The sequence below is a fragment of the Roseovarius roseus genome (assembly GCF_043355935.2).
Taxonomy (GTDB): Bacteria; Pseudomonadota; Alphaproteobacteria; order Rhodobacterales; family Rhodobacteraceae; genus Roseovarius; species Roseovarius roseus.
This window is the reverse complement of the sequence record NZ_JBHFPE020000005.1, coordinates 30,395-50,801: the sequence shown is the minus strand read 5'-3', so window position 1 is coordinate 50,801 and position 20,407 is coordinate 30,395. Positions and strand designations below refer to the sequence as shown.

19 protein-coding genes are annotated in these 20,407 nt (G+C 63.9%); 5 read left to right on the top strand and 14 right to left on the bottom strand.

Features of this window, described 5'->3' with window-relative positions; all coding sequences use genetic code 11:
• Positions 1-161 precede the first annotated feature (161 nt).
• Together ACEWPL_RS10255 and ACEWPL_RS10250 are read left to right on the top strand one after the other, a co-directional pair.
• Positions 162-833: a winged helix-turn-helix domain-containing protein gene (locus ACEWPL_RS10255; protein ID WP_393934418.1), complete on the top strand. Its 672-nt coding sequence runs from the start codon at positions 162-164 to the stop codon at positions 831-833.
• Positions 826-2,217 carry a sensor histidine kinase gene (locus ACEWPL_RS10250; RefSeq protein ID WP_393934419.1) on the top strand — a complete coding sequence of 464 codons (1,392 nt, stop codon included), beginning with the start codon at positions 826-828 and terminating at the stop codon, positions 2,215-2,217. The genes ACEWPL_RS10255 and ACEWPL_RS10250 overlap by 8 nt, the downstream gene beginning before the upstream one ends.
• Here the strand turns inward: ACEWPL_RS10250 and ACEWPL_RS10245 are convergent.
• The 3 genes from ACEWPL_RS10245 to ACEWPL_RS10235 all read right to left on the bottom strand — a co-directional run bounded on the left by ACEWPL_RS10245 (position 2,197) and on the right by ACEWPL_RS10235 (position 6,944).
• Positions 2,197-3,723, bottom strand: a complete 1,527-nt coding sequence (locus ACEWPL_RS10245; RefSeq protein ID WP_393934420.1) for an ArnT family glycosyltransferase — start codon at positions 3,721-3,723, stop codon at positions 2,197-2,199. The genes ACEWPL_RS10250 and ACEWPL_RS10245 overlap by 21 nt on opposite strands.
• A 118-nt stretch (positions 3,724-3,841) precedes the next feature.
• Entirely contained in the window at positions 3,842-5,359 is a 1,518-nt protein-coding gene (locus ACEWPL_RS10240; RefSeq protein WP_393934421.1) for an NAD(P)(+) transhydrogenase (Re/Si-specific) subunit beta, read from the bottom strand.
• Between the two features lie 13 nt (positions 5,360-5,372).
• Positions 5,373-6,944: a Re/Si-specific NAD(P)(+) transhydrogenase subunit alpha gene (locus tag ACEWPL_RS10235; protein WP_393934422.1), complete on the bottom strand. Its 1,572-nt coding sequence runs from the start codon at positions 6,942-6,944 to the stop codon at positions 5,373-5,375.
• 262 nt (positions 6,945-7,206) lie between these two features.
• On the opposite strand from ACEWPL_RS10235, the gene ACEWPL_RS10230 reads away from it, so the two are divergent.
• The 3 genes from ACEWPL_RS10230 to ACEWPL_RS10220 all read left to right on the top strand — a co-directional run bounded on the left by ACEWPL_RS10230 (position 7,207) and on the right by ACEWPL_RS10220 (position 10,315).
• A complete protein-coding gene (locus ACEWPL_RS10230; RefSeq protein ID WP_393934423.1) occupies positions 7,207-8,124 on the top strand; it encodes an MBL fold metallo-hydrolase in 918 nt (305 codons plus the stop codon).
• Positions 8,121-9,077 (top strand): MBL fold metallo-hydrolase, encoded by a 957-nt coding sequence (locus ACEWPL_RS10225; protein WP_393934424.1) that lies wholly within the window; start codon positions 8,121-8,123, stop codon positions 9,075-9,077. The genes ACEWPL_RS10230 and ACEWPL_RS10225 overlap by 4 nt, the downstream gene beginning before the upstream one ends.
• A gap of 194 nt (positions 9,078-9,271) precedes the next feature.
• A complete protein-coding gene (locus ACEWPL_RS10220) occupies positions 9,272-10,315 on the top strand; it encodes a YeeE/YedE family protein (RefSeq protein ID WP_393934425.1) in 1,044 nt (347 codons plus the stop codon).
• Here the strand turns inward: ACEWPL_RS10220 and ACEWPL_RS10215 are convergent.
• The 11 genes from ACEWPL_RS10215 to soxX all read right to left on the bottom strand — a co-directional run bounded on the left by ACEWPL_RS10215 (position 10,296) and on the right by soxX (position 20,381).
• Positions 10,296-11,372: a YeeE/YedE family protein gene (locus ACEWPL_RS10215; RefSeq protein WP_393934426.1), complete on the bottom strand. Its 1,077-nt coding sequence runs from the start codon at positions 11,370-11,372 to the stop codon at positions 10,296-10,298. The genes ACEWPL_RS10220 and ACEWPL_RS10215 overlap by 20 nt on opposite strands.
• 140 nt (positions 11,373-11,512) lie before the next feature.
• Positions 11,513-11,944 (bottom strand): DUF302 domain-containing protein, encoded by a 432-nt coding sequence (locus tag ACEWPL_RS10210; RefSeq protein ID WP_393934427.1) that lies wholly within the window; start codon positions 11,942-11,944, stop codon positions 11,513-11,515.
• Between the two features lie 128 nt (positions 11,945-12,072).
• Complete coding sequence (locus ACEWPL_RS10205) at positions 12,073-13,341, bottom strand: FCSD flavin-binding domain-containing protein (protein ID WP_393934428.1); 1,269 nt, start codon at positions 13,339-13,341, stop codon at positions 12,073-12,075.
• A gap of 30 nt (positions 13,342-13,371) precedes the next feature.
• Positions 13,372-14,079 (bottom strand): c-type cytochrome, encoded by a 708-nt coding sequence (locus ACEWPL_RS10200; RefSeq protein ID WP_393934429.1) that lies wholly within the window; start codon positions 14,077-14,079, stop codon positions 13,372-13,374.
• On the bottom strand, positions 14,076-15,152 hold the full coding sequence (locus tag ACEWPL_RS10195) for a c-type cytochrome (RefSeq protein ID WP_393934430.1): 1,077 nt from the start codon (positions 15,150-15,152) through the stop codon (positions 14,076-14,078). The genes ACEWPL_RS10200 and ACEWPL_RS10195 overlap by 4 nt, the downstream gene beginning before the upstream one ends.
• On the bottom strand, positions 15,136-16,401 hold the full coding sequence (gene soxC, locus ACEWPL_RS10190) for a sulfite dehydrogenase (RefSeq protein ID WP_393934431.1): 1,266 nt from the start codon (positions 16,399-16,401) through the stop codon (positions 15,136-15,138). Before soxC ends, ACEWPL_RS10195 begins: the two co-directional genes overlap by 17 nt.
• Before the next feature lie 29 nt (positions 16,402-16,430).
• Positions 16,431-18,128, bottom strand: a complete 1,698-nt coding sequence (gene soxB, locus ACEWPL_RS10185) for a thiosulfohydrolase SoxB (RefSeq protein WP_393934432.1) — start codon at positions 18,126-18,128, stop codon at positions 16,431-16,433.
• A gap of 67 nt (positions 18,129-18,195) precedes the next feature.
• Positions 18,196-19,041, bottom strand: a complete 846-nt coding sequence (gene soxA / locus ACEWPL_RS10180) for a sulfur oxidation c-type cytochrome SoxA (protein WP_393934433.1) — start codon at positions 19,039-19,041, stop codon at positions 18,196-18,198.
• Between the two features lie 25 nt (positions 19,042-19,066).
• On the bottom strand, positions 19,067-19,396 hold the full coding sequence (soxZ, locus tag ACEWPL_RS10175) for a thiosulfate oxidation carrier complex protein SoxZ (RefSeq protein ID WP_393934434.1): 330 nt from the start codon (positions 19,394-19,396) through the stop codon (positions 19,067-19,069).
• 15 nt (positions 19,397-19,411) lie between these two features.
• Complete coding sequence (gene soxY / locus ACEWPL_RS10170; protein ID WP_393934435.1) at positions 19,412-19,828, bottom strand: thiosulfate oxidation carrier protein SoxY; 417 nt, start codon at positions 19,826-19,828, stop codon at positions 19,412-19,414.
• A gap of 79 nt (positions 19,829-19,907) precedes the next feature.
• Positions 19,908-20,381 carry a sulfur oxidation c-type cytochrome SoxX gene (soxX, locus tag ACEWPL_RS10165; RefSeq protein ID WP_393934436.1) on the bottom strand — a complete coding sequence of 158 codons (474 nt, stop codon included), beginning with the start codon at positions 20,379-20,381 and terminating at the stop codon, positions 19,908-19,910.
• Between the last annotated feature and the right edge of the window lie 26 nt (positions 20,382-20,407).

Here is a 20,407-nt window from a genome sequence, read left to right as displayed (position 1 = left end):
CGGCCTGCTCCGGGACGGTGGCGTTTGGGCCGTCCTATCGCGGGGCGCTACGCGCGGGGCTGATCGAAACTATACGATTTGGCAACAATCGGATATTCGCAGGGTAAACTCGGACCGATTGCAATAGACAGACGCAACACAGCGATGAGGACGAGGCGATCATGCGTATCCTGGTGGTCGAGGACGATATCGAGACAGCTGATTACATCTGCTCCAGCCTTGCCGCTGAAGGGCATGTGCCCCTGCACGTAGCGGATGGCAAGGAGGGCTATCTGCAGGCGCTCGACAACGATTTCGACGTGATGGTCATCGACCGGATGCTGCCAAAGCTGGACGGTCTGTCGCTGGTCAAATCCATCCGCATCGCCGATGTGCCCACGCCGATCATCATCCTCAGCGCCATGGGCGGCCTCAATGACCGGGTCGAAGGGCTGGAGGCGGGCGCGGATGACTATCTCATCAAGCCCTTCGCCTTTTCCGAGCTGCATGCCCGCATCGCCGCGCTGATGCGCCGCCCGCCGATGCAGCTTGAGGAAACGGTGATGCGCCTTGCCGATCTGGAGCTGGACCTTGTGCGCCATTCCGTCAGCCGCGCGGGCCAGCCCATCGCGCTGCAACCGCGCGAATATCGACTGCTGGTCTATCTGCTGCGCAACGCCGGCAAGGTGCTGACCCGCACCATGTTGCTGGAGGCGGTGTGGGATTTCCATTTCGATCCGCGCACCAATGTGGTCGAGACGCATATCAGCCGCCTGCGCAACAAGATCGACAAGCCCTTCGAGACCAGTCTGATCCACACGGTCCGTGGCTCGGGGTATAGCCTTCATGCCTGAGCGTCGGCGCGCAGATCTGGATCTGGGCCGGACTTCGATCCGACTGTCGCTGCAATTCGCCTTTCTCTACGCGATCCTCTCGGCGCTGATGTTTTTCGGCGCCTACTGGATGACGCAATACGAGGTGCACGACTGGATCGAGGACCGCATGAGGGCGGATGCGGCGGTGCTGAGCCAGATCCATGACGCGAGCGGCACCGGGGGTCTGATCGGGCGCATCGAGATGCTGAGCGAGTTCAACTTCGAGAACGAGCGGATCTATCAGCTGCGCGGCCCGGAGGGGGTGCATCTGGCCGGAACGGTGATCGACCTTGGCAAGGAGCACACGGGCGGCTACCTGCCAGTTGACGAGATGGCGCTTGATGCCGCGCCCGATTACGAGGTTTCGGGCTACTGGATCCGGATCGACCGGATCGGGCCCTATACACTGGTTCAGGGCACCGGCGATCATGTGATCGCCGAGGTGATGGAGGCGCTCAGCATCGCGCTGGTTGCGGGATACATCCTGATCATCTCGGCCGGGCTGATCATCGGCAGGTTCGTGGGCGAGCGGACCGAGCGGCGGATCGGCCGCATCATCGACACGCTGGACGACGTCTCGCGCGGGGCGCTGGCGCGGCGCATACCCGCCTCGCCTGGGGACATGGACGATCTGTCCCGCGTCTCGGGCGCCGTGAACGCCGCGCTGGATCAGTTGCAGACCCTGCTGGAAAGCCAGAAGCAGATCGCGACGGATATCGCCCATGACCTGCGCACGCCGCTGCAGCGCCTGCGCCAGCGGCTGGAGAGGATTCAAGACACTCGCCCCGAGGACGAAGACCTGGCCGCCGCCTTGAAGGAAACCGAGGATCTGATCGAGACATTCCGCGCCCTGCTGCGGATCGCGCAGATCGAATCGGGCACGCAGCACGGCCATTTCGCCCTTGCGGATCTGGGCGCCATTGCCCGCGACGTGGCCGAGATCTATCAGCCCGTGGCCGAGGATGCCGGTCAGGTGTTGATCTCCGCTGTCCCCGACGCGCCGGTGCCCGTGCGCGGTGATGCGGCCCTACTGGGCCAGCTGATGTCGAACCTGATCGAAAATGCCATCCGCCACTGCCCGCCGGGCGCGACCTTTCACATCACGCTTGAGGCAGGTGCAGATGGCCCGGTGCTGTGCGTGGCGGATGACGGTCCGGGGATCCCCGAGGACGAGGCCGAGAAGGTGTTTCGCCGGTTCTACCGCATCGACAAGAGCCGCACGACCGAGGGGCACGGGCTGGGCCTGCCGCTGATCAAGGCGATCTGCAGGCTGCACGATGCGCAGATTACGCTGTCGGACAATGCGCCGGGGTTGCGGGTCTGCGTGACCTTTCCCAAGGGTTCAGCGGTTGGCATCGCCTGACACGAAGAGGGTGTTGCCCCGTCCAAATCCGCCGATGCGCTGATAGTCAAGCGCCGCAACCTCGTCCACATATCTGTCCGGCACCGACAGCGCGATGGGGCCATCTGCGTCCAGCGCGGCCAGCTCATCTACCGAGATCAGGTGCACCGCGCCGCCGGTGTAGTATTCCGAGGAAAAGCTGCGCTGCCCGATCCGGTAGAGCGGGGCGCCGGGCACGCGTGCACTCGCTTCGGCCACCAGCGCCTTGTGCGTCTTGAGGCGCAGCATGTCAGGCGATGTGGCGGCAAGGATCGACGCGCCCGCAAAAAAGACAAGCGAGACACCCGCGCTGCCCACGAAAAGCGCGCGGCGCCACTTGCCCGGCTCCGCCCCCCATAGGCAGGAATAGAGAACCACCATCAGCACCACCGACGCGGGCAGGCCCGGAATCGTGTAGGCCGGCAGGATGTTGGATGCGAAGGTAAAGAGGATCATCGGCGCAATGGCCCAGAGAAAGAGATAGAGCATCCAGCCCGAGCCATCGGCGCGCACCGCACGGACGGCGCCGCGCGCATTCCACAAAAGCGGCAGAAGCGCGACATAGCTCCAAGGCCGGATCGTGCCGGTCCAGAAGATCCAGATCATGCCCTTGGCCTCGTCATGGCCCCCGCCATAGAGGTCCCCCGGCCAGCCCGGCACCAGAAACCGCTCGATATGCTCGCCGATCAGGAAATAGCGCAAAAAGCCCGGCGTCGCCCATTCGGCGGCCGCGTACCAGGGCACCGTCAGCGCCAGCAAGAGCGCGCTGCCCTTGACCCACGGCAAGCGGCGCAAAAGGCCCCAGTCAAGGCGCAGGGTCAGCCACAAGAATAGCGGGATCAGGCAGATGACCACGGCCACCGGCCCCTTGGCCAGCATGCCGATGGCGAGCCCAAGAAACACCCCATAGCCCCAGCCGCGATCCGTGGCCGCGCCGCAAACAACCTTCCAGAACGCGACCATCACCAATGTCGTGCCGAGGGCCATCGGGATATCCGTCATCACGAAGGCCGATGCGCCGAAAAACGCCACGGTCGAGAAGAGGACGGCCACCGAAACCAGTGCCGTATTGCGCCCCGCGATGCCCCGCACCCAGATAAAGACCAGTACGAGAATGACGAGTGAGGCCAATAGGATCGGCAGGCGGGCGGCGAATTCATTGACGCCGAAAAGCTCCATGCCGCCGGCCGCCATCCATGTGTTGAGGGGCGGTTTGCCCCAGAAGGGCACGCCGTAGCCGTCCTGCGGCGTGAGCCAATTGCCCGTCTCGACCATCTTGCGGGTCATTTCGGCATAGCGCGACTCGGTCGTGTCGGTGAAGGGAAGCGTCACCATGGCAACGAGGCGAACGATGAGGAACGCGCCCAGCGTGGCCCAGAGGGCCCGGATATGGGTCTGTGTAAGGGCCAGATCCCTGCCCGCAAACCGGCGCGCGTTGTTGGGCATGGTTTTGCGCGCGGCAGGCAACGCGATTTCAGCTGATGGCACTGGCGGTCTCCGGCAGGGGGTTACCCTGCCGGATATCGCCGCGCCCCTCACCGCCTTATGGCGGGCGCTATACAGATCGGTAATCGCGGGCGGCGCGGCCCGAAGGCCGCGCGAGCGGTCAGTCGATCAGCGGCAGGAGCGACGTTATCGACGCCTTGGCATCACCGTAGAACATGCGGGTGTTGTCCTTGTAGAACAGCGGGTTCTCGATACCGGAATACCCGGTGCCCTGCCCCCGCTTGGACACGAAGACCTGACCCGCCTCCCAGACGCGCAGCACGGGCATTCCCGCGATGGGCGAGTTGGGGTCATCCTGCGCCGCCGGATTCACGATATCGTTCGAGCCGATGACGATCACGACGTCGGTATCCTTCAGATCGTCGTTGATCTCGTCCATCTCAAGAACGATGTCATAAGGCACCTTGGCCTCGGCCAGAAGGACGTTCATATGCCCTGGCAGACGGCCCGCGACGGGGTGAATGGCAAAGCGCACATTCTTGCCCTTGGCCCGCAGCTTGGTGACCAGATCGGACACTGCGCCCTGCGCCTGCGCCACGGCCATGCCATAGCCCGGCACGATCACGATGCTCGACGCCTCGTTCAGCGCCGCCGCGACGCCCGTCTCGTCGATAGCCACCTGCTCGCCCTCGACCTCCATCGCGGGGCCAGTGGTGCCCCCAAAGCCGCCAAGGATGACCGAGATGAAAGAGCGGTTCATCGCCTTGCACATGATGTAGGAGAGAATCGCACCGGACGAGCCGACGAGCGCACCGACCACGATCAACAGATCATTGCCCAGGCTGAAGCCGATTGCCGCCGCCGCCCAGCCCGAATAAGAGTTCAGCATCGACACGACCACGGGCATGTCGGCGCCGCCGATCCCCATGATCAGGTGATAACCGATAAACCCGGCCAGTAGTGTCATCACCAGCAGCGGGAAGAACCCGCCGGTGTTGAAATACCAGATCAGGCAGATCAGCGATATCGCCGCCGCGCCCGCGTTCAGCATATGACCACCCGGCAGCTTTTTCGCCGCCGAGGACACGCGCCCGGCCAGCTTGCCATAGGCCACGACCGAGCCGGTGAATGTCACCGCACCGATGAAGACACCAAGGAACAACTCGACGCGCAGGATGTTCAGCTCGACCGCCGTCTTCTTGGCGATGAGCGCGGCAAATGTGCCGAAACTCGCGGTAAGTTCGCTCGCGGCGGCGGCATGATCTGCGATCTGCGATGCCGTCAGCGATCCGTCAGGGGTCATCCGCGGATACGCAAGACCCGCCTCCGCAAAAGAGGCCATCACGCGCCCGATCTCGAAATGCGCGATCATGCCAACGAAAACCGCAGCAAGACCGACAAGGCTGTGCATCGCCGCCACAAGCTGTGGCATCTCCGTCATCTGCACCCGCTTGGCGACGACCACGCCGATGGCGCCGCCGCCCGCGATCAGCAGCAGCGAGAGCAGCCACAGGCCCGTGCCGGGGCCGATCAGCGTGGCGAGTACCGCCAGCGCCATGCCGATGATGCCATACCAGACCGCGCGCTTGGCGCTTTCCTGTCCCGACAGCCCGCCCAGTGACAGGATGAAGAGGACTGCCGCCACCACATAGGCGGCCGTTGTGAATCCGTATTCCATAGCGTGTGCCCCTTCAGGATTTCTGGAACATGGCAAGCATGCGCCGCGTGACGAGGAACCCGCCGAAAATGTTGATCCCCGCCATGAAGACCGAAAGCGCTGCCAGCACGATCACCAGGAACGAGCCGGATCCGATCTGCATCAGCGCGCCAAGGATGATGATCGACGAAATCGCGTTGGTGATCGCCATCAGCGGCGTGTGCAGCGAATGCGACACGCCCCAGATCACCGAAAAGCCGACGAAACAGGCCAGTGCGAAGACGATGAAATGGCTCATGAAGCTTGCGGGGGCCACGAGCCCGACCACTAGAATGATCGCCGCACCGACGCCCAGGAGGATGGCCTGTGTCTTGGTCTGTTTCTTGAAGAGGGCCAGCTCCTGCGCCTTCTTCTCCTCTGCGGTCGGGGCCGGAGGAGTGCTCTGTTTCGGCTTGGCCGCGATAGCCTTGATCTTGGGCGGCGGGGGCGGATAGGTGATCTCGCCCGCGTGGACCACGGTGGCGCCGCGAATGACGTCATCCTCCATGTCATGCACGGGGTTGCCGTCCTTCTCGGGGGTCAGGTCGGCCATCATGTGGCGGATATTGGTGGCATAGAGGCTGGAGGCCTGCGCCGCCATGCGGCTGGGAAAATCGGTATAGCCGATGATCGTGACGCCATTGTCGGTGACGATCTTTTCGTCCATCACCGTCAGCTTGCAGTTGCCGCCCTTCTCGGCGGCCAGATCCACGATGACCGAGCCGGGCTTCATCGCCTTGACCATATCCTCGGTCCACAGCTCGGGCGCCTCGCGGTTGGGAATGAGGGCCGTGGTGATGACGATATCCACCTCGGGCGCCAGCTCGCGGAATTTGGCAAGTTGCGCCTCGCGGAACTCGGGGCTGGAAACGGAGGCATAGCCGCCTGTCTCGGAGCCGTCAGCTGCTTCCTCGAAATCGAGATAGACGAATTCTGCGCCCATGCTCTCGACCTGCTCGGCCACTTCGGGGCGCACGTCGAAGGCCAGCGTGACCGCGCCCAGCGACGTGGACGTGCCGATCGCGGCCAGGCCCGCGACGCCAGCGCCGATGACCAGCACCTTCGCGGGCGGAACCTTGCCCGCAGCCGTGATTTGGCCGGTGAAGAAGCGGCCGAAATTGCCGCCCGCCTCGATCACCGCGCGATAGCCCGCGATATTGGCCATGGACGACAGCGCGTCCATCTTCTGCGCGCGGCTGATGCGCGGAACCATTTCCATCGCGATGACGCTGGCGCCTGATTTGCGCGCCGCCTCCATACCCTCGTCGTTGCTGCCGGGGTTGAAGAAGGTGATCAGCGTCTGATCCTTGCGCAGGCGTTTCAACTCGGTCCCCGTCGGGGGGCGCACCTTGGCCACGATATCGGCGGCCTTCCAGAGGGCGGCGGCGGTCTTGACCACCTCGACGCCCGCGGCCTTGTAAGCGGCATCGTCAAAGCCGGCCAGCCGGCCCGCGCCGCTCTCGATCGCGCAGTCATAGCCAAGTTTCTGCAGTTGCACCGCGCTGTCGGGCGTCATTGCGACGCGCGCTTCCCCGTCGAGGATCTCCCTCGGAACACCGATTTTCACGTTCGACCATCATCCCTGTTTTCCGGCGCAGGCCCGCAAAGACGCGGACATGTCCGGTTGAATTTCTCGCCGGGCATGCCTGCCCGCCGCAACACATCGAAAAATAAGCATGTGAGAGGCATCTTGGCAACGAGTAAGGTCAAAGACGTCTTCGGCGCCCTCCCGCCCCGGTGCTGCAGCGCGGCTGAGCCAAGTGTTGCACTTATTCCCGCCCTGATGCGATATTCACTAAATGGAATTTGTTTCCGTGGGAGGAAATAGCATGGATATGGATAGAAGAACTGTTCTGACCGGGCTGGGCGCCCTGGCGCTGAGTGGTGTGCCCTCGCTGTCGCTGGCGCGCACGGCGATTCGCCTGGGCGAGGCCGAAGTGGTCGCGCTGAGCGACGGGCATCTGGTGTTGCCACCCGAATTCGCGTTCGAGGGTCTGCCCGAGAGCGAGCTGGACCTGATCCTGTCGCGCTACAACGTCCCGCGTGACCAGCTCGAGCCGCCCTGCAATCTGACGCTGCTGCGGCAAGGCGACAAGACAATTCTCTTCGATGCGGGCTCCGGCCCCGCGTTCATGCCCAGCGCGGGCAAGCTGCAAAGCAGCCTCGAGGCCGAGGGCCTGGCGCCCGAGGACATCACGCATGTCGTCTTTACACACGCCCACCCCGATCACCTCTGGGGCATTCTCGACGATTTCGACGAGCCGATCTTCTCAAACGCCGAGTTGATGATCGGGCAGGCCGAATGGGATTACTGGACCGATCCCAACACCGTCAGCACCATCGGCGAGGCGCGGGCGTCCTTTGCCGTGGGCGCGGCGCGGCGGCTGGCCGCCATCGAGGAACGCATCGGGTTTTTCAACGATGGTCAGGAGATCCTGCCGGGGGTCATGGCGCATTCCACGCCCGGCCACACGCCCGGCCATATGTCCTTCGAGATCCGCAACGGATCAAACGCGCTGATGGTGGGCGGCGACGCCATCGGCAACGGCCATGTGGCCTTCGCGCGGCCCGATTGGCCCAGCGGCGCTGATCAGGACACCGATCTGGGGATCAAGACGCGAATGCGGCTGCTGGATCAGCTGGCGACGGATGACATCACGCTTCTGGGCTTTCACCTGCCGCATGGCGGGCTGGGCCGGGTCGAGCGGGACGGCGAAAACTATCACTTCGCGGCGGAGGATGCATGATGCGCTGGACTCTACCCTTCATACTGCTGGCGGCCGCCAGCACGGCCCATGCCAGCGAGGATATCGCGGATAAATACCCCGACTCGCTGCTCTATGACAAACCGTGGGAGGTGATCCCAGGCGTCTTTTCCGCCATCGGCGCCACCGCCCCGCCCACCTATGAGAATGCGGGTCATAACAACAACCTCAGCTTCATCGTTACCGGGGATGGCGTGGTGGTGATGAACGGCGGCGCGTCCTATGGCCTCGCCAAGGCGCTACATGACGAGATCAAGGTGGTGACCGATCAGCCCGTCAAGCTGGTCTTCAACGAGAACGGACAGGGCCACGCGGTGCTGGGCAACAATTACTGGGCGGAGCAGGGCGTGCCCATCGTCGCGCACGTCGATGCCGCCGACGTGGTGTCCAAGCACGGGCCCGCGATCCTCAAATCCATGCAGGGCTACAACAAGGACCGCGCCGAGGGCACCGAGGTGCAGGTGCCGACCGAGACCTTCGAGGATGAGTATATCGTGGAGATGGGCGATTTCAAAATCGAGGCGCGCTATCTGGGCCCCGCCCATTCGCCCGGCGATATAGTGCTGTGGCTGCCCAATCAGGACCTCGTGATCTCGGGTGACATGGCGTTTCACGAACGCATGCTGCCGATCTTTCCCGACACCATGACCGCCGACTGGCTGGAGACATGGGATACCGCCTTCGAGCCGCTGGAGGCGACATACGTCATTCCGGGGCATGGCCACCCCACCAACATGGACCAGGTGCGGCGCTACACCAAGGATTACCTTGTCTACCTGCGCGAGCAGGTCAGCGCAGTTCTGGACGAGGGCGGCGGGCTGGCCGAGGCCTATTACGTCGATCAATCTCCCTACACCAATCTGGATACGTTCGAGGAGCTTGCCACCAAGAATGCCGGGCGCGTGTTCGAGCAGTTGGAATTCGAGCAATTCTGAAAATCAGGGCCGATTTCCGGTCTTTCAGAACAGGGTCGCGCGGGTCATCTGCGCGGCCCGGTTTATTTGGAACAGTGTTCCGGCGCGCAGCTCCTTGGCAGAACAGCGTTACGACCCGCGTGGCTTGACCTTTTGGCGCAAAGGCCGAGATAAGGCAGGTCTTTGCCACGCTTCGCTTTGGGGGCCAATCCGTCATGCTTTTTGAACTCTACGATCTGCCGGTCGACGCACAGGGCGCACGCCTCATTCTGGGGCTGGCGCTGGGACTGATGTTTGGCATCGCTGCCCAGATCAGCCGCTTCTGCCTGCGCCGCGGCCTTGTCGCCGGACCTGACCGCGCGCCTGCGCTTGGCACATGGGCCGCCGCCCTTGCCACCGCGATCGCGGCAACCAGCGCGGCCATCTGGATGGGCTGGGTAGACCTGTCGGCGCACCGCCTGATGGTCAGTGACCTGCCACTGTTGGCGATCGTCGTCGGCGGGCTGGCCTTTGGCATCGGCATGGTGGCCACGCGCGGCTGCGTCAGCCGCCTGACCGTATTGGGCGGCACGGGCAATTTGCGCGCGCTGACAGTACTGCTGGTCTTTGCGCTGGTCGCCCATGCAACCCTCAAGGGCGTCTTTGCGCCGGTACGCGTCGCGCTGGGATCGGTCACGACGGATATCGGCATCGTCTCACTGGCGGAGCTGCCGGGCGGCATGCTGACTTGGGCCGCGCTACTGGTGGCGGGCCTTGTTGCGGCCATCGCGGCCCTGCGCCCGCGTCCCTTGCATGTGGCGATGGCGGCGGTGATCGGCCTGACCATCACATTTGGCTGGATCGCGACCGGCTGGCTTTTGATGGACGAGTTCGATCCGCTGCCGGTCGATTCGATGGCCTTTACCTCGACCTGGGCCGACACGCTGTTCTGGACGGTCGCGTCCAGTTCGATCTCTGCCGGGTTCGGCGTGGGGATGGTTGGCGGCGTCTTTGCCGGGGCGTTCCTGTCGGCGCTGATCCGGGGCGAGCTGGCCTTTGCCAGCTTCTCCGGCGCGCCCGAAACGCTGCGCTATGTGGCGGGCGGCGCGCTGATGGGCTTTGGCGGCGTTCTGGCCGGGGGCTGCACCGTCGGTGCGGGTCTTTCGGGCGTGTCGATGCTGAGCATTGCGGCCATCGTCGCGCTGGCCTCGATCGCGGCGGGCGCGCTGCTGGCGGACCGCGCACTGACGCGCGCGCCGGTCATTCAGCCGGCGGAGTGATCGGCGCGGCGCGGCGCGCAGTGGCCAAGAGGCGGTGTGTTGCCATGGCGCCGATCCACATACAGGTGATCGCGACCCAGGCGGTGAGGGCAAAGACCGAGCCGCCGGACATGCCCGCCCCCACGGCGCAACCGCCCGCCAACATGCTGCCGAATCCCATCAGGACAGCGCCCAGCATATATTGCTCCATCGGGGTGCCGGGCCCGAACCGCTCGATCCTGAACTCGCGCGTGGTCAGCGCCATCAGGCCCGAGCCGGCAAAGACGCCGGGCACAAGGCCAACGCCGAAGCTCCACGGCAGGCGGGTATTGTCGACAAGGCCCATCAGCGTATCGGTGGACGGCCCGGTAAAGGTGACGGACGAGATCGGCACGACCTCGAACGAGACCTGCGAAATGGCGTAGGTGGTGGCCCAGCCGAGGGCGATGGCAAAGCCCACGATGGCCGCCGCCAGCGCGCGGCTGAGCGGCACCATGTTGCGCCGCGCCAAGAGCAGCGACAGGGCCAGAGCCGCGCCCGCCAGGATCGCCGCGATCTCGGCGCTGAGGCCCAGCCGCGCCAGCAGATCGCGGGTATCGCCCCCCTGGACCAGCCAGAGCGCGGCGAGATTTTCGCGTGTCGGCGCCAGTACGCCACGTAGTGAAGCTTGCGCGGCCAGTGTCAGAACCAGTCCAGACACGATGGCCCGCAGATTGCCGGTGGCTGACAACACGAGCAGACGACTGGCGCATCCCCGCGCCAGGATCATGCCGCAGCCGAACATCAGCCCACCGATGATGGCGCCCGAGAGGCTGCCCGTCGCGGCGATCTGGCGCGAGGCCGACACGTCCAGCCATCCCATCGCGATCAGCCCCTGCACCGACGCCACAGCGGCGGTGAAGGCGATCAGCCAGATATAAAGGCGCGGTCCCAACAGCCCTTCGGCCACCTCGACCGAGGCGGCGCGCAGGCAAAACCGCGAATGCTGTGCAGCCGCGCCAAAGATGACGCCCACCAGCGCGCCGGCCATGGCCAGCACGGCCCCGTCGCCAAACCGTTCAAGCAATGCGTCCAACATCTGGCAGCCCCTCTCATTGGCTACGACAACAGGACGGGCGAAACGCCCGCGTGTCATGACATCGCATGTCCTGCGCGATGAGACCTTGTTCTAGCGCAAACCGGCGGCGCGCACGGGCACCGCCGCCATGCAGAGGCGCGCTATTTCATCGCCTCCTTGACGATCTCGTCCAGCAGCGCCTGCACCTCTTGCATCGGCCCCTCGGGATAGGTGCGATAGCCGATCATCACCTCGCCGTCCTGATCAGCCACGAAGATGCCATAGGGGCAATGGGCAATATTCATCGGATCGGCCTCCATCACCTGACGCGACACCTGTGCCGAGCAGAAAAGGAAGATGTCGGCCTCGACGAACAGCTCCTTGTCGCTGCCGACATCCTCGGCGGTGCGGTTCAGCATCTCGCCAGTGTGGCTGACGTAGTCGATGACCAGACCCCGCCCGATGATGGCGTTTTCCACTGCGAAGGCGGCATCGCCGAAGCTGCCCTCATAAGGATAGGTGACGGCCTGATCCGCCGCGCTGCCCGGCCCTGCGGCGAGGGCCAGAATACCGGCCAGAATGAAACGTTTCATGTGATCTCCTCCCTTGTTCGGGCACCACTCAAGCATGCCCTGATGGCCCGCACCTTGACATATGTCAGGCTTGGGCCGAATTGCGCCGTGGTCTCAGGGCCGCCCCCAGGGGAGGCGACCCGAGCGTCTTAGCTGAACATATCGGCGACGATACCGGCATACCAGCCTTCGGATTCCTCGTAGGTGGCCTTGCGCAGGTCCGCCGGCTCGCCCGGCTCCGAGATGAAGCCATCGACCTTGGCGATCTTTTCATCCGTCGCCTCGTAGGTGGCGCCCACCTTGACCCCGTCATTCGTGTCGATCAGTGACCAGCAGGTATTGGTGAACTTGGCCGGGAACACCTTGGAGCCGGTCAGGGCGCCGCGCACGGCGTTGCCGCAAACCTTGGCCTGGCTGTTGGCGGCGAAACCGGATTTGGGCATGTCACCCTGATCCGCCGCATCCCCCAGAACGTGAATGTCGGGATCGGCCTTGCTGCTGAGATCGGCGGCATTGACGGGCACCCAGTCGCCGTCGGTGACGCCTGCCATCTCGGCGATATGCCCGGCCTTTTGTGCCGGGATGACGTTGCAGGCATCCACCTCGGTGACCTCGCCGTCGATGGTGATGGTCATGGCATCCGCATCGACCGATACGTTGCCACCGCCGAAATCGGCGCCGATCCAGTCGACCATGCCGGAGTAATGTTTTAGCCAGCCCTCTTGGAAAAGGGCCATCTTGGAGAATTGCGCCTTGGGGTCAGCCACGATGATCTTGGCGGTCGGGTTGGACGCCTTCAGCATATGCGCCACCATCGAAATTCGCTCATACGGCCCCGGCGGGCAGCGATAGGGGTTGGGCGGGGCGACCATGGCAAAGGTGCCGCCTTCTGGCATCGCCTCGATCTGCGCCTTGAGCAGGGCCGCCTGCGTGCCGCCCTTGTAGGCGTGGGGCATCGCGTTCTGGGCGGCCAGCGACCAGCCTTCGACCGCGCCGTCGACGAAATCGATACCGGGGCTGAGGATCAGCTTGTCATAGGGCAGGGACGCACCGCTGGCGAGGGCGACCGTCTTGGTGTCGCGGTCGACGCCCACGGCCCAGTCATGCACCACGTTGATCCCGTATTTTGCGGCCAGCGTACCATAGGTATGGCCCAGATCGTCCATCTCCTTGAAACCGCCGATATAGAGGTTCGAGAAGAAGCAGGTGAAATAGCTGCGCGACGGCTCGACCAGGGTCACGTTGATCGCGCCGTCGCTATCCTTGGCGATATAGCGCGCGGCGGTGGCCCCGCCCGCCCCGCCGCCAATGACGACGACACGCGGTTTGCCACTGCCCTGCGCCAATACGGCGGGTGTGGCAAGCGATGCGGCAGCGGCGGCGCCCGTCCCCAAGAAAATGCGTCTGGTCAATGTCATCGGTCTTCTCCTCCCAGAGTGTGGACCTCGTTAATCGAGCTCCTTGAAATAGGCGGCAAGTGCCGCGATTTCCTCGTCATTCAGGCGGCCCGCCATCATCTGCATCACCGGATGGGGGCGCAGCTTGGCCTTGTAGGCATGCATGGCCACGACGAAATCCTCGATCGGCCAATTGGTGATCGACGGGATGCCCTCTGCGCTGCCATCGGCCTGATGGCAGGTCAGACACTCACTGGAGAGATATTCGCCATATTCAGGATCGCCGACAAGCGCCAGAATGGCGGGGTCGAGGTCATGATCGGTGCCGCGTGCCGTCGGCGGCGCCTCGGGCAGGTTCGAGGGATCGGCTGAAAAGCTGCGCAGATAGGCCAGAAGGTCGGCCCGCTGGACCGGATCGGACAAACCCCGAAAGCTCATCCGCGTTTTCGAGACCAGGGCGCGGGGGTTTTCGATATAGGCGTCCAACGTCTCGGCTGTCCAGGTCAGCCCGTCAGCCCCGGCGCGGGCCATGGATTTGGAATAGGGGAACCCATCATGCGCGGCGGCGCGGCGCCCGAAGATGCCGTTGAGGTGGGGGCCGACGCGATCCTGCGCGCCCTGCCCCACCTGGTGGCACGCCTTGCAGGCGTCAAAGACCTTGGCCCCCGCATCCGCATCGCCAATCGGCTGGGCCTGGGCGGCCCCGCTCAATAGAAGCGCGGCCAGCGCCGCAAAGGACGCTGGCGCGCGGCGGGTCACTCGGGGTGACTCGCCAGATAGGCGGTGATCGCGTCGAGGTCCTTGTCCTTGCGGAGCCCCGCGAAGGCCATCTTGGTGCCCTTCATGAAGCCCCTCGGATCGGCGAGAAACGCCTTGAGGTTCTCCTCGTCCCAGACAAGCCCCTCATCGGCCATGCCCTTGAGCGCCTTGGAATAGCGGAAATCCTCGACCGTGCCCGCAGGCTTGCCGACGATGCCGGTCAGGATCGGGCCGACGCGGTTCTTGGCGCCGTCACCGATCTGGTGGCAGGCCTTGCACTGGCGGAAAACCTTTTCGCCATCGGCCACCAGCTCGGGGTCCGGCTCGGCAAGATCGGTGCGGGGCTCGGCGCTTTCGGTGGCCTCTTCCTTGGCCTCCTCCGCGGCCGGCTCGACGGTGTTTGTGGCTTGCTCTTCGGTCGCCTCTTCGGCCTCGGCGCTGGCCTCTTCATCAGTGCCCGGCGTCACGTCAAGGACCATGGCGCGCATGGTGATCTCGACGTTTTCCTTGCAGTTTTCCATGCAGGGCTCGCCCGACCATTTGGCATATTCCGTTTCGGGCCGGTTATCGACAAAGAACCCATCCGCGTTCGGCATTTCGAAATCGCCGAAGGTCTCGTTCGACAGTACGAAGTCATCTTCCACGAGATAGTTGGAATAAAGGATGTAGGCGACGATGGCATAGACCTCATCGGGGCTGAGCGACTGCGCATTGCCATAGGGCATCGAGCGGTTCACGTAATCCCACGTGGTCGAGAGATAGGGCCAATAGCTGCCCACTGTCTTGACGGGGTCCTTGTGGTCCAGCGTCCCTTCACCGCCCGCCAGCTTGGGCCAGTTGCCCAGACCTTCGGCAAAATCGCCATGACACGCGGCGCATTGCGCGACAAAAAGCTCCTCGCCGGTCGCTACATCGCCGGATCCGGCAGGCAATCCCTCTCCGCCGGGGCTGACATCCAGATTCCAGGCGGCAACCTCTTCGGGCAGCGCCTCGCGGCCAAGGCCGAAGCCCTCGGCTTGGGCGCTTGTACCCAACAGGGTCAGCGCCGTGGCAATTTTAAGAAACTTCGACATTTTCCGCCTCCCCGTTCGCGCTGACCAGCCACGTCTGGATCGCGTTGTTGTGATAGATCGAATTGAGGCCGCGCACCTCGCGCAGCTGTGTCTTGGTCGGCTGAATATAGCCGGTGTCATCGATGGCGCGACTTTGCAGCAGCATCTCCTCGCCGTCCCACTCGGTATCAAGGTAGAAGCGCGTCAGCGCCTTTGCCTCGCCGGGCTTGGCAAGGCGCGCGGTTTCCCACGTCTTTCCGCCATCCTTGGAGACATCCACGCGGGTGATCGCGCCGTTGCCGGACCACGCAAGGCCGCTGATCACCAGCGGACCCTTGCCATGCGGGATGGGCGATTGCGGGCTGGGCGAGGTGACGACGGATTTCGCGTCCATCGTCCACGTCCATTTGCGCGACGAGCCATCGGCCATCGTGTCGGTGTATTTCGAGGTTTCCTCGCGGCTCTCGACCGGGCCATCCATGACCTCGATCCGGCGGATCCACTTGACCCACATGTTGCCTTCCCAGCCGGGCACGACGAGGCGCACGGGATAGCCGTGCTCCTTGCGCAGCGCCTCGCCATTGGCCTTGAAGGCGATCAGGCAGTCATCCAGCGCCTTGTCCATAGGGATCGACCGGCCATTCGACGACGCATCCGCGCCCTCGACAAAGACCCACTTGTCCGCAAGGTCGCCCGCAGTATCGAGGCCCGCTTCCTCCAGAATGGTGCGCAGGGGCACGCCGGTATATTCCATGTTGTGGATCATGCCGTGGGTGAACTGCGCGCCGTTCAGCTGCGCGCCGGCCCATTCCATGCCGCTATTGGCCGCGCATTCGCAGAAATAGACGTGGTTCTCGCGCGGGAAGCGTTCCAGATCCTCATAGGTAAAGACAAGCGGGCGATCGACGAGGCCGTTGACCATTAGGCGATAATCCGATTTCGCCAGCTCAATCGCGCCCGAGTGATGACGCTCGAACGCGCAGCCCTGCGGGGTGATCGTGCCATCCAGCGCGTGGATCGGCGTGAAGTTGATCGAACTGATCGTGTCCGCGGTCAGCCATTCGACATTGCGGCGGATCACATCATCCTCGAACCGGATCGGCAGACCATAGGGCGACGCATCGACCGGATCGCCAAATCCGGTGGCCCATGGCTGAACCTCTGTGATGAGGGGATCGGGTGTCGCGGCGCGGGCCGCCCCCCCGGCGATCAGCGCCGTTCCGGCGGCGGCGCCGCGCAGGAAATTCCGGCGTGAGGGTCCTTTGGACATAATTTCCTCCGTTTTGCTGGTCTTGTCAGTCACAGGCCTACGACCTCGACACTGTCTACGCCCGGCGCGCTGACCGTGCCTTTTGTGCGGATATGCGCCTCGACCACGTCCCAGATCGGCGGGCCTTCCGTGCCCTCGTTGACCGAGGCCCAGCCCGCGACCTGATAGCTACGGGACGGATCGATCGCTTCGCCGGATTTGAGCAGCACCATGTTGCTGATGCGCTCGCCCTGCGGCTTGCTGATGTCGATGCGATAGCCAAGGCCCCCGGTGCGCACCATGTCGCCGCCCTGCTGGTAGTAGGGATCGGGGTTGAAGATGTTGTCGGCCACATCCTCGAGCACGACCTTGAGATACTCACCCGTCATCTCGGTGCGATATGCCTCGGGGTAGGACATGGAGGTGACGTTCCACAGATCCTCGCGGGTGATGTCCTGACCGGGCAGCATTGACGGGCCCCAGCGCACGCCGGGGCTGAGCGCGATTTCGGCGTCCCGCTCGGACAACAGCGCGTCGCAGATCACGTCATCCCAGGTGCCGTTGAAATTGCCGCGGCGATAAAGAAGGCTGTCGGTCTTGCCGATCACCTCGGCCAGTGCGTCCTCGTATGGGGCACGCACTTCGTCGATGACGGCGGCGACCTCCTTGTCCGGCTCGATCACGTCCGACAGGATCGGGATCAGCTTGTGGCGGAAGCCCATCATGCGCCCGTCGCGCACGTCCAGATCGACGCGGCTGACGAACTTGCCGTTCGAGCCGCTGGCGACGATGATCGTCTCGCCCACCAATACAGGCTCGGGCAGGGCATCGTGGGTGTGACCCGAGAGGATCACGTCGATGCCGGTGACGACGCTGGCCATCTTCTTGTCCACGTCAAAGCCGTTATGGCTGAGGCAGACGACCAGTTCGGCGCCCTGGCTGCGGACCTCATCGACCATTGCCTGCATATGCTCGTCGCGGATACCGAAGGAGTATTCGGGGAACATCCAGCCGGGGTTGGCGATGGGCATGTAGGGAAAGGCCTGGCCGATCACGGCGATCTTGACGCCGCCGCGCTCGTAGAACTGGTAGGGCGGGAACATCTCGGCAGGCTCGTCCCATTCGGCGTCAAAGATGTTCTGGCCCAGGGCGGCGAAAGGCAAGCCTTCGACAATCTCGCGCACACGCTCGGAGCCCAGCGTGAATTCCCAGTGGAACGTCATCGCATCCGGCTTGAGCGCGTTCATCACCGTAACCATGTCCTGCCCCTGGGTCTGGTGGCAGGTATAGCTGCCATGCCAGGTGTCGCCGCCGTCCAGCAGCAGCGCGTCAGGCCGGTCGGCGCGGATGCTGTTGATCACCGTGGCCACGCGGTCCATCCCGCCGACGCGGCCATAGGCCTGCGCCAGGGCGGTAAAGTCGCCCGAAGACAGCGCGTAATGCGCGTAGGAGCCGTCCTCGATGCCGTAGAGCCTGCGGAAATCGGCGCCGGTGATATGCGGCACCTCACCCTTGTTCGGGCCGACGCCCAGATTGACCGACGGCTCCCGGAAGTAGATCGGTTTCAGCTGCGCGTGAATGTCGGTGATATGGATCAGCGAGACATTCCCGAACGTATCGAACTCAAGCAATTGGTCCTGCGACAGGCTTTGCTGAGCGGCAATGCGGCCCCACTGGCCAAAGCCCGATGCGCCAAGGATCGCGCTGGCCGCCATGCTGGTTTGAAGAAAATCGCGCCGGGATATCATATGCGTGTTCCTGAATGTATTGAGACAAAAACGCCCCACACGGGTGACCGTGCGGGGCGCTTCCGGATCAGTTGCGGACGGACGGGCCTTCGACGTCCAGACCGTTGCCGCGCGAGGCGACATAAAGCTCAAGCGCGACGAATTCGGGGCTGCCGGCCTCGAAGGTCTCGGCGCGGGTATCGCGCACACAGCCCTTGAAGCGTGAGTGCACCGCATTCAGCTTGGTATTCTTGAGGCGGTAGACCGGGAAGCCGTTGATCTGGCCCTGGCTCAGGTGATCCGCGCGGATCATCATGCCGTTATTCGCCTCGTGGCAGGAGGCACAGGCCAACTCAAGCTGACCGAAGCGTGTGTAGTACAGCTCCTTGCCCTGCTCCCATGTCGACTGGACGGGGCCATCGGTAGCCACGTTGACCGGCAATCCGCGCGACACCGAGGCCATGAGAGCGGTCATGTTGACCATCTCGTTCCCGGTGTACTTCCACGGTTCGGCACCCATCTCGGTCTCGCGGCAGTCGTTGATCTGCATCTCCATGGTGCGGACCTCGCCTGCCTCTTCGTTCCACTTGGGATAGACCGGACGCACCCCGGCCATTTCCTCGGGGTCGCCATGGCAATCGGCGCAGGACTTGCCCGCCGATCCCTCGGCAGTGTTCCAGACATCCGTGGCCTGCTCGACAAAGATCATGCCGGGGTTGTCGAAATCATCGGCCTGCATCACGCGCGTCTCGTCGCCGCGGTAGTGCCAGCCCGAGATCACCTCGTCCAGGGCCCCCTCAACCGCGGGGGGCGCTTCGGCACGTGTGGTAATCTCGGTCTCCCCGTTCAGGACAAGGGTGTCGTCCACCGGGTCTGCCGATGCCAGTGTCCCGGCCATGAGGCCGGCAGTGATGGTGGCGGTCAGTCGTTTCATCCTTGTCCCTCCCAAGACAATTGGCTCACTCGACGGTGATCTTCTTGCTTTCCTCGTAGACCGAGCCGTCATCGTCGTACCAGGTGAACTTGAACTCGCCCGTTTCCGGCACGGTCGCTTCGAACTCCATATACGGGTTGGTCGAAATCGCCGGCTCCAGCGTGATGTCGACGACGTTCTGGTCGTTGAAATCACAGGTGAAGCGATTGATGATCGAGCGCGGAATGACGTTGCCGTCGCTATCCTTGCGCTGCCCGGACTCCATCTTGTGGCTGATGAGCGTCTTGATGACGATCGCTTCGCCGGCCGATGCCGATGACGGGACTTTGACGCGGGGTTTTACACCTTCTGCCATTTTCTTGACCTCCTTTTAGCCGCCGCAGCCGCCGATTGTTACCTTGACCGTGGACGACGCCTTGACGAACGAGCCATCCTCCAGCTTGGCGATGGCCACCACGTCCTGGGTGCCGGCGAGCCGGATACGGGTCGAGGCGGCGCGCGCCGCGGCCAACGGTCCGAATTTGAATGTCGCCACAGCGGGCGTCGGGTTGCCGAGGGCAAGCACCATGATCTCGGTCGCGGTCTCCGAGGACACTTCGATCGGAACCGTGTTGCCGTTCTCGGCGATCTCGGGGGCGGTCAGCGTGATGTCGCCTTCGCCAACCTCGGCGCCGCCGGTGAAGGCTGCGATCGCATCCTCGCCCGCGGCCGAAGCGCGCAGGGGCAGCCCGGCCACCAGCAATGCGCCGGCCCCCATCAGAATTGCATCGCGTCGTGTCAGTTGCATGTCATAAACCTCCGTTTGGCCCAACGGGCCGTCATTCTGACCCGTCCGGGCCATCATCCCCCTTGCGAGAGGAGTGTTCTCAGTATTCCGTCAGAGTGGTCAGGTAAGCGACCACGTCCTCAATCTGCTGCGCCTCCAGCAGGGGGCCGAACGAATCGTCAGCCGCCTTGCCGGTATAGGCGTTGCCCGGCCGGATGAATCCCTCGGTCTTGTAGAAGGACGGCATCAGGCTTTCGGGGAACATCATCTTGGCGTTCGAGACGATGCCACGCAGTTCCGCCTCGCTCCACCGTGCGCCCGTGCCGTCCAGCATCGGGCCGATTTCACCCTGAAACGGCACGTCTGCCAGATCGCTGACCTGATGGCAGGCCACACAGTTTCCCTGCCCCTTGTCACCGACGATCTTGCGCCCGTTCTCCGGGTCGCCCGGCGTACCGGTCAGCGACGATTCGACGCTGCCATCGACGTAGGACACGTCAGACGGCGCGATCTCTGCGGCGGCGGCACCGGTCGATGCGGCAAAAGCCATTATCACGAGAAATTTGCGTTCCATGCGTCCTCCCAAACACATTCAAGACT

Excerpts from the sequence above, each read along its gene's own strand:
- soxA (WP_393934433.1), bottom strand. The coding sequence starts at position 19,041 with ATGAAACGACTGACCGCCACCATCACTGCCGGCCTCATGGCCGGGACA.
- ACEWPL_RS10195 (WP_393934430.1), bottom strand. The coding sequence starts at position 15,152 with ATGTCGAAGTTTCTTAAAATTGCCACGGCGCTGACCCTGTTGGGTACA.
- ACEWPL_RS10210 (WP_393934427.1), bottom strand. The coding sequence starts at position 11,944 with ATGAAACGTTTCATTCTGGCCGGTATTCTGGCCCTCGCCGCAGGGCCG.
- ACEWPL_RS10205 (WP_393934428.1), bottom strand. The coding sequence starts at position 13,341 with ATGACATTGACCAGACGCATTTTCTTGGGGACGGGCGCCGCCGCTGCC.
- ACEWPL_RS10230 (WP_393934423.1), top strand. The coding sequence starts at position 7,207 with ATGGATATGGATAGAAGAACTGTTCTGACCGGGCTGGGCGCCCTGGCG.
- soxX (WP_393934436.1), bottom strand. The coding sequence starts at position 20,381 with ATGGAACGCAAATTTCTCGTGATAATGGCTTTTGCCGCATCGACCGGT.
- ACEWPL_RS10215 (WP_393934426.1), bottom strand. The coding sequence starts at position 11,372 with ATGTTGGACGCATTGCTTGAACGGTTTGGCGACGGGGCCGTGCTGGCC.
- ACEWPL_RS10220 (WP_393934425.1), top strand. The coding sequence starts at position 9,272 with ATGCTTTTTGAACTCTACGATCTGCCGGTCGACGCACAGGGCGCACGC.
- soxC (WP_393934431.1), bottom strand. The coding sequence starts at position 16,401 with ATGTCCAAAGGACCCTCACGCCGGAATTTCCTGCGCGGCGCCGCCGCC.
- ACEWPL_RS10240 (WP_393934421.1), bottom strand. The coding sequence starts at position 5,359 with ATGGAATACGGATTCACAACGGCCGCCTATGTGGTGGCGGCAGTCCTC.
- ACEWPL_RS10225 (WP_393934424.1), top strand. The coding sequence starts at position 8,121 with ATGATGCGCTGGACTCTACCCTTCATACTGCTGGCGGCCGCCAGCACG.
- ACEWPL_RS10250 (WP_393934419.1), top strand. The coding sequence starts at position 826 with ATGCCTGAGCGTCGGCGCGCAGATCTGGATCTGGGCCGGACTTCGATC.
- soxY (WP_393934435.1), bottom strand. The coding sequence starts at position 19,828 with ATGCAACTGACACGACGCGATGCAATTCTGATGGGGGCCGGCGCATTG.
- ACEWPL_RS10255 (WP_393934418.1), top strand. The coding sequence starts at position 162 with ATGCGTATCCTGGTGGTCGAGGACGATATCGAGACAGCTGATTACATC.
- soxB (WP_393934432.1), bottom strand. The coding sequence starts at position 18,128 with ATGATATCCCGGCGCGATTTTCTTCAAACCAGCATGGCGGCCAGCGCG.
- soxZ (WP_393934434.1), bottom strand. The coding sequence starts at position 19,396 with ATGGCAGAAGGTGTAAAACCCCGCGTCAAAGTCCCGTCATCGGCATCG.